Below are 9,577 nucleotides of genomic sequence, written 5' to 3'. Positions count from 1 at the left end.
TGTTAGTTTGAAAGGTTTTTAATTGTTGACACTAATATAATTTTAATTCCTGATAATAGGTATCTTTTGCCGCGCCGCGACTGCAATGACAGCGCTTTGTGGAAGTCCGCTGCAAAACATTAAAACAAAAGAGCCGGCTCATGTGAACCGGCTCTCTTTTATCTCAAACCTGTATGTTTTGCTTAACGCCTTAATTCTTACAGGTCTTGTCACATTTTCCTGAGGCCTTGCATGCTTTACTACATGTGTCCATACAATTAGTCTTCGTGCATGTTTTAGCACATTTGGAGCAGTTATGCATATTAGCACTACAGCATGAAGCATTGGCGAAAGAGATGGAAAATATTGTGAATATTATCATCATAGTGATTAAAAGAAACTTTTTCATGATTTTTAAATTAAATGTTTAATAATAAATTAAAGAGCCGATAAATAGTTCAGGCAATAATTACTAAACAGATGGAGGACGCCAGCTGAGGGACGTATATTGGGATAACACCCCTATGAAATCAGGAACTGGTATTTTCTTAATAAAAGTCGGGAATAAGGAGGCCAGGGGAAACCCTTCTGGTGTACAAAAAGTAATGCTAATACAGCCTGTCATACTCTGACACGCTACCGGATCACATACATCCTTTTTATTGTGGGTACAAGCGGAATCCTTGGTCTTTTCATAACAGCAATTATCTTTTAAACTTTTTTGCATACTGCTGGCATTCCCCGCCATAAACGGGAAAGCTGCAATGCATAAAGCCATAAACAAGACTATTGGTTTCATATTATAAAGATACGAGTCTAGTGATAAGAAAATTTTACATAATTGCGGGAATAGTTTACATAATTCCCTTTGCCGCGCTGCGCTCTACTTTGGTTTAAGTGTTCCGGAGGGTCAGTTAAATCTTAACATGAAATTCAGGACTCTGTCCGGATCGGGGAGACTACATTTTTTTGGAGGTTCCGGCCTACACTGTTCCCCGATTAAGTCGGGGATCTCGTGATGACACGCGGCCACAGCCGCACGTGTCGACTGGAACTTTAAGTCTGCTCATTTGGTTAAGTGTTCCGCAGGGTCACTTAAATCCTAATATTAAATTCAGGACTCTGTCCGGTTCCCACGGGCATATTTTTTCAGGCATCGGAGGTTCCGGCCTTCGCCCAATGTCATTAAGTTAAGGGACGGGAGGTTCTGGCTTTCGCCAGAATGACAAGACATAGAGAGGTATTGGGGAGATTCCAGCCTTCGCTGGAATCTGAGTAATCTTCATTGTCTCATTACTGAGTTTTTGCGTCACCTCGGCGAGATTGTTTATTGGAACAATAACAAGTTGCGATTCCAGCGCAGGCTGGAATCTCCTATTTTTCCAAAAAAGTTGTCATTCCCGCGAAGGCGGGAACCTAAATATGACGTATAAATGTTAGTGGTATAAGCTTAACTTAATGACATTGGGCCTTCGCCGGAATGACAGGCCGGTGTGGGGAACTAGGAGATTCCGGCCTTCGCCGAAATCGGAGGAGGAGACCTGACCCCCATTTAAAACAATAACTTCTGGTGACTTTACCATTAAATAGAAATTTTTTGATGCGTTATTTTCTGTGGTTATATTTAAGAAACCGGATTGTGCAAAATGAGTAACTATTTAAAATATAAAGAATACCTGGGCACAGTAGAGTACAGTACAGAGGATGAAGTTTTTTATGGAAAGCTATTAGGTATAAACGATGTAGTTAACTTCGAAGGTGCGTCGGTCAAAGAGATAAAAAATGCATTTGAAGAAGCTGTGGAAGATTATATCACTACATGCGCAGTCGCAAAAAAGAAACCTGAGAAAACATTTAAAGGAAGCTTCAATATCCGTGTTCCGGCAGAGCTTCATAAAGATGCTGCGTTTACGGCTGTACAGCACAACATTTCTCTCAATGATTTTGTAAAAGGGGCAATTGAATATGCTATTAAGCATAAGGAGGAAGTTGGTATGGATGTTTTTGGTTGGAGTCGTTGAGAGAGCGAAACTGGGAATTGTAGTCTTGTGATTAATTCATAACTTGTAGTTAAAAACTCCTTCTAAATGAGCAACATCACTTTAAAAGCCCTGTGGAAGCAACTAAAAGCCGATTTGATCGGCAAGGATTCATACAGGGGCGTCAGCCTTACCTATTCGTGGTTAGCTAATCAATTAGGGCATTTCACTCTGGGATTTATTCCAACGCTGCTTCTTTACAAATGGCTAGTAGGACATTCTCAAATTAACAACAAAGCTTTTTTCGCTGCGATCTGTATTTCCGCGCTCTGGACCTTATTCGAACTCTACAATTTTCTTGGCCCGCTGTTGTTTTCCAGGCGGTCACGGTCGAACCTTATTTATATCCCGGGTCCCGAATATGTTTTTAAACCCCAATGGTTTAATATCGCTTTTGACACGTTTACAGATGTCTGCTTTTTCAGCCTGGGGGCTTTCGTCTCCGCCAACGTAATTGAACCCGGAAGCATTCCCAACTGGCCTATTTATTTGCTATTATTCACTCTCGCTTACCCAATTTATTATTGGTATTCTACAAAACTAATGTTACAGGAAGCCAGGTACCCATTCCAGTTTCGTTTAAGTCAGTGGGATTTTAAAATTGAAGAACTGGATAAGGACACAGTAAAAGCATTTCAGGCATCCGGGTCCGGAACAAAACATCTTTTGATTTTCGGTGGCAGGAAAAGCGGAAAGACAGAGATGGCGGTGGGCATCGGAACCGAAACATCGATAAAAAATGCGCGGGTATCTTATACCACTGGAATGAAATTGTTCAATCTATTTGCGATTGATTCAAAAAAACTCATTTCTGAAAATGATTCGATTTGGACATGGAGATCTGCCTCGCTACTGATTATAGATGATATTAATCCCGGTCCGCCTTATCGTGAAGAAATAGTCAGTCCGGATCGGTTTCGGCACATCTTAGATCAAGGCAATTCCCCGTCCGTAATAAACAGAGATGCCATTACTAAAAAATCAGTGATATGGGTAATGGGGCATCCTGATCCGGATCAAGCTTTTTTGAAAAGCTGGAAGGAAATGATCATCGGTCTGGGCGTAAAAGAGCATGAAATCTCAACGGTTAACCTTGCCCATCATAAGCAAAGCTAGGGTAAAATGTGATTTTCGTGGGCGAATGTAACCAGGTGCGAAAGGCTTTTAACTTCAAACCTCTTATAGAGTGGGAGGATACGTTTTTCAATAGCAGATTGCGAAACGGCGAAATGATTTGCTATTTCTTTAAAGGCAAAGCCGCGGGCAACCATTGCGAGGGCGTCTCGCTCCTTTTGAGAGATTGCAAAGTGCATAAAGAGCTCTTTATTCAAATTCTCCTCAAATTCAGCTTTCTCAGGGCCGTATGCGGCATAACGCATGACCTTACCGAGATTAATGCTTCTGTTTAATTGATTTCGCCCGATGATCTCCGTAATCCTGCCGTTTTTACTGTTTAATACACCTACTCTAACGATAAGAGGGATATGATCTCCGTTCTTATGGATCTTCTTAAGCTCGATAGTGAAGCTATACTTCTCCAGTTCTTCGGTTTTCTGAAGCATAAATAACAGCGCTTTATCATTCAGTTCATTTGAGAATGGCGCGTATTCAGGACTTGTAATAGTGACAATATCCAGCATGCTGATCTCGTCATCCCGATATCCGAGAAGCTCTTCCCAGCCATCGGCGTAAAGCATTTTGCCCAGCTCGAAAGAATAGATATAAATGGCTTCCTCAGGAAACCTTTGAATTAATGAGCCGAAGCGCAAAGCTTCCGGTGCATTGAGGTCGGCAGGTACGGTGGTAACCATCGACCGTGTAAAACTTCCAGAAATTGTCATTCAGTAGGTATAGTGTTACCAAGATAATAAAAATTAAGAAATCCAACCTGTGGTTTTACACAGTTGACTCATGTGTCGCCCGAATATAATTTTGATAATATAAATAATTAAACAATTCATTCTTAAAACTTAAAGACGATGAAAACTTATCAAAAAAGCCGGGAACAGTCGCGGTTCTGCGACTTTAAACCCAACCTTTCACTCCTCAATTTGCCTTTTCTTGACAATAGCGGGAATTTACCGGAAAAAATCTCCAGATCATGAAAAAGACGCTATGGTTCCTTGGAGTTTTGCTGACGGCTTGTAGCAGCCAGCAGGAATTAGTAAACAACATAATTATAGACAAAGAACTTGTAACATCAACCAATCCCATTATCGTCTACAAAGAATTGGGATTCGGAAATGGATATAACTCTGCCAGCGGTCACGAATATTTCTCTGTATTAGATTATGTCAACAATGCCTCCAGCACAGAAATAGTTTCGAATGCGCACGGTAGCTCTGGGTTTACGGAGCTTCATATTGTTGATACAAAGGAAAAATTAAGAAATGCACTCGATATTTCCCGTTCCCTGGAAATACAAGCTTCTTATATGGGTGCATCCGCAAGCGTAAGTCATAAAGAACGAATTTACAAAGAAACAGTCGTCAACAAGTTTAATCAAATTGCGGTAGCAAAGGCTGAGTATAAAAATGAGCCACGAGTTATCCTGAACCCTAACGTAAAAGACGAGTTGATAAAACTCGCTAAAAAAAGTCCCGTAGAATTTATGTTGACGGCGGGCGACATGTTTGTAAGCAAGATCTACACAGGAGGATCTGTATACGGTATGTTTGAACTAAATCAAAGAGATAACACGGAGAAAAAAATAAATGAGAAATTCATAAAAGCAGCGGCGAGTTACTTAAAGAATAGTGTCTCAGTTACTAATACCTCCACCCAAACAACCGAATTGTCGAATCAAATATCTAAGATCAAGTCTTTGATAATTACGGAGGGGGGAAAGGGTGCAACTCCGAATAAGCAGGATCTTGAAACATTTGTTACATTCATCAGCAGATTTAAATCTGATATAAATGCTGCTGATGGCGCGCCTGTAGTTCTTTACGTGCAGCTGGAACCCTATGAAAACATCGCCGGTTTTCCCAAGATTGACTTCTCTCCGATACGTGTTGGTCAAAAAGGGTTTCTGGAAAAATCACAGGATATTTATGACCGGATTGACCGTTCAATTGCCAACGCTAGTTTCGTTCTTGATGCGAACAATAACAGGATCTTCAAACCTGAAACAGTGCGTGATGCTAAAGAGAAACTTGCATTTTATGAAGCCAGTCAATCAGAACTCAATATAATTACAAGTATAGCACGTAATGATTTCAGGAAGTTAGATACGGCATCATTAAAAGTGCTGGATACGTTGAAAGTATATGACCCTACCATTGATTATACAAATATTCCATTTCACGAAGTGCACACACTAACGGATAGCGACACTGAACAACGTCTCCTTATAACCAGCAGAAGCCCGGCGGAAGGCTCCATTTATTCCGGGCTATATTTAATGATTGAAGGAAATATACTAAGTTCCGAATATAGTAGTTCAAACGCTCCGGAATCAGAAAAGCCTGTTCATTACAATTGGCAAATAGAATATTACTATAACCATCCATTTTTTCATACCTCTTATGCGGTTTATAAAGGCTTTACCCAACCCTATTACCAGGTAACGTTTCGGGACGCTGACGATTCCACCAAAATCATTTATGATCAACCATTTAGAGGAGAACCTATTCCAATTAACCAAAATGTCTCAGTACATGTCAGATTAGTGAACCCGATGCAAGTTTATTATGTAAAAGACAGGCGAGGTAATTATCATGTAACCAAATATGACAACGCACGGAGAAAAAAGGAACCCAAATACAAGGGCCAAAGAGTTGTCAAAGAGAATGAGCCTATTGCGAAAATATATGATCCGGCAGGTACAAAACCTTTGGTAAAAAATAAAAAAACCAATATTTATTTAGACAAGAACAAAGATTATATGTTTTACGACTTCGACAAAGTTGAGAAGTCAAATTAAATTGATCAATATGAAAAATATAATATTACTTATGGCATTGGCAATTTCTATTATTGCATGCACGGAAAAAAAGGAATTAACGAGTGAATGTGACCGCGAGAATTGCGGAAGCTATGAAAAAATACCACCTTCAACGCGCCAGTTTGTGGGTTTTACATCAGCCACTTGTCAGGACGACAACGACTATGAAATTGTGAACACCACTGGTACAAACAGCCCGGTAAAATGCGATGATGATTTAGAATGTTTTGTTATTAAATCATCGGAGTGGAAAACCAGCCCATTGGAACAATGTGGTGGGGGCAGTGGCCAGATAATTTATCGATATACAAGACGTTAAATATTTAAATTAAAGATTTAAAATCCCGGTCATGATGCCGGGATTTTTTATTAGTGCTGAAAGCTACTTTAGTTTCCACTTCCCCCTTGGTTTAAGCGTTCCGCAGGGTCAGTTTGGGTTGTACAAGGCTATTTAAGCTGTGGTAAAAACTTCCTGAACCTACGCCATCCAATGAACAAAACTAGCCCCACAACTGTTGCTGCACAAATCCATTTCCACATAAGGTAGCCCCTTTCCACCACCGCAGACCTGCCCCGGATGTTCGTCTGTTCATTTCTTGTCATCGTCACCTCGGTATCTGTGGTAGATGTTTGCACATATTTTGATGTGTCGAGAATGTGCTTTAACTGGCTGCCGGAACCGGTTATAATTATTTTCGTGGCTTTCCCAATAAAACCATTTTGAATAGAAAATTTAAATGTGTCTGCCGGAAAAATGGTGAGCTGATAGCTTTGGTGGCTTGAGTCTGTTATGGTTTTGAACTTATCATAACGATTGATATCCATTACCCGGTTTTTAAAGTCAGATCGTTCTCCCACTATGTGGCGTGCTTTACTTCGGGCAGAAAGCTTACTGGTGCGGCATGCACCATGGCTGAAAATGATGAGGATCATAGTTGCCAGTGTGATTGTGTGTTTCATGTATCGGTTGTTAGTTGGTTTGCCACGCTGCGCCTGCCTCGCCGGCAGGCACGCTCGCAATGACAATAGTTAGTTGTTAGGCTGGGCGGATAAACTACCCGGGCTTGATGTAGTAGCTCCTGCACATTGTGGATATCTAGATTATATGTTCCTTGATCCATCAGGTGCGTCTGTAAGAAATCTTGGTTCTTGATTCTTGATACTCATTCAATGTATCGCGCAACTTTGTGAATGGTCTTAACCAGCCGTCTTTTTCGATAAACGCCGTCTCCTTCCCTGCTTCCTTGCACATTGGTATTCCCTTCAACACTGATCACCCACGGATCCTGCCACTCATCAACAAATCCAACATGCGCAATGCGGCCTTTTTCTGGAAAATAGAGTCCAAACACGTCACCAGCGGCCGGGGATACTGGCTTATTGGTAACTGAATGCATTTTGCAAAATCCACCCCCTGCCCCCGAGGGACATGCACAGCGACTCTCCGCCCAGCCACTTTTCCCGTAGGGACTCTTTTGGAGTAGTTTTCCGCTTTCAGCTTTCAGCTTTCCGCTCTCATAGATTATCCTCGAACCCGGAAACAAATCCGGTGACCAACCGCTTCGAGGGTTATCTACCCCAACCTCACCAAACACCCAGCACACAAAAGCTGCACACCAGGGATTGCCATTCGATAAACCCACGTATTTGAGGTATTTTTCAACCTGCGGTCCTGAATTGGCTGGTTTTTCGCGGACACCGATTTGAGAAGTGTATATCTGACGGACTTTCCCCTGTACGTTTTTTGCTTGCCAGTTTCCTTTTTCCGGCGGCATAGATTGAGCCATGAGACTGAGTGCATTCAACAGCAATATAAGTACAGCGGATACTTTAATTACCAGAATCACCATAACGCCGGGTTCTTTTTTACTCGTTCCCATGGCCGTCAATTTGAGGTAAGTAAAAGTTTCCCGGATAGTTGCATTGGGAATATGAATCTTGCATTCTTGAACGGTAAAATAGCCAGGTATGGATTTCACGGTTGGATAGTTCGGCGGGTATCTTAATCAAGCCTTTTTCGTCTGCACGATAAATTCCTGTCTCTAAAATCATCCATTTTTCTGGTAGTGAGGGGCAGTAGATCATCGCTATCAATTCATCGTCATGGAATGAATTGAAGTCAATTTTGGTTGACCAGGATAACTGGAGTGCGCAATGCTCTTCAGAATAAGACATTTCCAGAATCGGAGCAGACAGGCGACCCCTCGTCAGCGTCACTTTTGCAAAGTCTATCTCGAAATCGGGATACTCCCCTATTATAGCGTCGGCATGAATTTGCTGTATAGCTACATTCACTCCTTCTTTTTTCCGGTTTATTTTTGAATAGGTCTGGTTCAGGATGTTGCGAATTGGTCCAACAAATTGCGCGACCATGCCGAACCGGGCACGCTGGATGATCTGCGCGGTAGTTGGTGGTTTAGTGCTGCGTTTAGGCTTGCTTTGCACATAAGCCTGTCCATTTCTTATTGTATAGACCTTGTCTCCGACCTTGCCGGATATGGGTCCGATAACTCCTTTATAATATTTTGCCATAATTGTAGTGTTGAGGATGATTAAATAAGGGCTGCCAGGACAAACACAAATGAATAAAAGACTGTCAGGTAGAATCCCAGGTAGATCAGAACTTTTTGTGAATTCACAAGCCCCTTGAAATTTCGTTCAAATTGATGCTCGGAATATTCTGCAAAAACCGGCCAGATCACTTTGATGATCCACCAGGTTCCTGCTTTAAAGATTAAGATTGCCGACGCGGCAAGTATAATTGCGCTATAGATCCCCGGATCAATAGCCGCAGCCGATGGGTCTACCATTCTGACTCCGTAGGGAAAGACTAGAAAGATCAGCACGATTACAAGGATGCCTGTAATCTCTTTACTGAAAGGGAATTGAGGCTGATAGAAATATTTCTGTATGAGTTTCATAATGATGAATTTTAGGTTAGAAAAATTGCGGCGGCACCGGGCCGCCGCATTGAATTAAATGATATCCGCAGTTCCGGCGTAGACGCTGTTTGAAACGGCCTTGGCATCGCCCGAGACATAGAACATGTAAATGTGTACTGTTCTGCCCAGCCATTCTGACGGAATGTCGACATTACCCTGCCCTGTAGTACGTAACAAGTCATCCGGTCCGATTACGAAGTCGCCAGATACTGGCTCATGTACCAGGATATTCATTTCATCGCTAACAAACCTGTTCAGCTTATCAAAGCGGGTTGACCAGAAAACCTGAAGCGATAATGCATCAGGAACAATGACGATGTCGGTAGGAACACCTAGTGAACCCTTTGAAAATGACACATTTGGCAAGTCGACCTCATAATCCGGATAGATACCGGTAATAGAAGTGTCCAGCAACTGTTTTAAAGCCATGTTGAAACCGGTTGCCTTGCCGGTCTTTACCTGGCCGAAGCCGATATTCATCAGGCTTTTTACAGGCTGAAGAAACTTCACTGCCAGGGCAAATTTCGCCTGCTGGTCCAGCTGTTTCTCAGTCTTAGGTTTGTTGCTCAATTTTGGCAGGCCCTTGATATAATTAATATCACGCCAGCTGCTGCCGATAATACTTCCGGCCTTGCCGGAGAAGCCACCGAGGGCTCCTTTTCTGATAGTTC

The 9,577-nt window shown here is 42.0% G+C and carries 10 protein-coding genes; 4 read left to right on the top strand and 6 right to left on the bottom strand.

Annotation, left to right across the window (positions count from 1 at the left end; genetic code table 11):
- Nucleotides 1-1,625 precede the first annotated feature (1,625 nt).
- Together WKF69_RS16630 and WKF69_RS16625 are read left to right on the top strand one after the other, a co-directional pair.
- The gene (locus WKF69_RS16630; protein ID WP_340383350.1) at nt 1,626-2,000 is read left to right on the top strand and encodes a type II toxin-antitoxin system HicB family antitoxin; all 375 of its coding nucleotides are present in this window, start codon (nt 1,626-1,628) and stop codon (nt 1,998-2,000) included.
- 66 nt (nt 2,001-2,066) lie between these two features.
- Nucleotides 2,067-3,134: a hypothetical protein gene (locus WKF69_RS16625; RefSeq protein WP_340383349.1), complete on the top strand. Its 1,068-nt coding sequence runs from the start codon at nt 2,067-2,069 to the stop codon at nt 3,132-3,134.
- Here WKF69_RS16625 and WKF69_RS16620 read toward each other — a convergent pair.
- Nucleotides 3,131-3,859, bottom strand: coding sequence for a LuxR C-terminal-related transcriptional regulator (locus WKF69_RS16620; RefSeq protein ID WP_340383348.1), 729 nt, complete (start codon nt 3,857-3,859; stop codon nt 3,131-3,133). The two genes, WKF69_RS16625 and WKF69_RS16620, sit on opposite strands and share 4 nt — an antisense overlap.
- A gap of 260 nt (nt 3,860-4,119) precedes the next feature.
- Between WKF69_RS16620 and WKF69_RS16615 the strand changes: the two genes are divergently transcribed.
- Both WKF69_RS16615 and WKF69_RS16610 read left to right on the top strand, forming a co-directional pair.
- On the top strand, nt 4,120-5,943 hold the full coding sequence (locus WKF69_RS16615; RefSeq protein WP_340383347.1) for a hypothetical protein: 1,824 nt from the start codon (nt 4,120-4,122) through the stop codon (nt 5,941-5,943).
- Nucleotides 5,944-5,953: 10 nt separating this feature from the next.
- On the top strand, nt 5,954-6,283 hold the full coding sequence (locus WKF69_RS16610; RefSeq protein WP_340383345.1) for a hypothetical protein: 330 nt from the start codon (nt 5,954-5,956) through the stop codon (nt 6,281-6,283).
- 128 nt (nt 6,284-6,411) lie between these two features.
- On the opposite strand, the gene WKF69_RS16605 is transcribed toward WKF69_RS16610, so the two are convergent.
- The 5 genes from WKF69_RS16605 to WKF69_RS16585 form a co-directional block, all read right to left on the bottom strand.
- On the bottom strand, nt 6,412-6,924 hold the full coding sequence (locus tag WKF69_RS16605; RefSeq protein WP_340383344.1) for a hypothetical protein: 513 nt from the start codon (nt 6,922-6,924) through the stop codon (nt 6,412-6,414).
- A gap of 203 nt (nt 6,925-7,127) precedes the next feature.
- A complete protein-coding gene (locus WKF69_RS16600; protein WP_340383343.1) occupies nt 7,128-7,844 on the bottom strand; it encodes a hypothetical protein in 717 nt (238 codons plus the stop codon).
- Nucleotides 7,831-8,496 carry a DUF6266 family protein gene (locus tag WKF69_RS16595; RefSeq protein WP_340383342.1) on the bottom strand — a complete coding sequence of 222 codons (666 nt, stop codon included), beginning with the start codon at nt 8,494-8,496 and terminating at the stop codon, nt 7,831-7,833. The genes WKF69_RS16600 and WKF69_RS16595 overlap by 14 nt, the downstream gene beginning before the upstream one ends.
- A gap of 20 nt (nt 8,497-8,516) precedes the next feature.
- Nucleotides 8,517-8,885: a hypothetical protein gene (locus WKF69_RS16590; RefSeq protein WP_340383341.1), complete on the bottom strand. Its 369-nt coding sequence runs from the start codon at nt 8,883-8,885 to the stop codon at nt 8,517-8,519.
- Between the two features lie 54 nt (nt 8,886-8,939).
- The coding region (locus WKF69_RS16585) for a DUF6266 family protein (RefSeq protein ID WP_340383339.1) at nt 8,940-9,577 on the bottom strand (638 nt) is incomplete at its 5' end.

Origin of the sequence: Daejeonella sp., assembly GCF_037719425.1 — a bacterium.
Taxonomy (GTDB): domain Bacteria; phylum Bacteroidota; class Bacteroidia; order Sphingobacteriales; family Sphingobacteriaceae; genus Daejeonella.
This window is presented reverse-complemented; position numbering and strand designations above follow the sequence as displayed.

What these genes read in the sequence shown, in the direction of transcription:
- WKF69_RS16615 (WP_340383347.1), top strand. Translation starts at nt 4,120, where the DNA reads ATGAAAAAGACGCTATGGTTCCTTGGAGTTTTGCTGACGGCTTGTAGC.
- WKF69_RS16595 (WP_340383342.1), bottom strand. Translation starts at nt 8,496, where the DNA reads ATGGCAAAATATTATAAAGGAGTTATCGGACCCATATCCGGCAAGGTC.
- WKF69_RS16600 (WP_340383343.1), bottom strand. Translation starts at nt 7,844, where the DNA reads ATGGGAACGAGTAAAAAAGAACCCGGCGTTATGGTGATTCTGGTAATT.
- WKF69_RS16590 (WP_340383341.1), bottom strand. Translation starts at nt 8,885, where the DNA reads ATGAAACTCATACAGAAATATTTCTATCAGCCTCAATTCCCTTTCAGT.
- WKF69_RS16610 (WP_340383345.1), top strand. Translation starts at nt 5,954, where the DNA reads ATGAAAAATATAATATTACTTATGGCATTGGCAATTTCTATTATTGCA.
- WKF69_RS16630 (WP_340383350.1), top strand. Translation starts at nt 1,626, where the DNA reads ATGAGTAACTATTTAAAATATAAAGAATACCTGGGCACAGTAGAGTAC.
- WKF69_RS16625 (WP_340383349.1), top strand. Translation starts at nt 2,067, where the DNA reads ATGAGCAACATCACTTTAAAAGCCCTGTGGAAGCAACTAAAAGCCGAT.
- WKF69_RS16605 (WP_340383344.1), bottom strand. Translation starts at nt 6,924, where the DNA reads ATGAAACACACAATCACACTGGCAACTATGATCCTCATCATTTTCAGC.
- WKF69_RS16620 (WP_340383348.1), bottom strand. Translation starts at nt 3,859, where the DNA reads ATGACAATTTCTGGAAGTTTTACACGGTCGATGGTTACCACCGTACCT.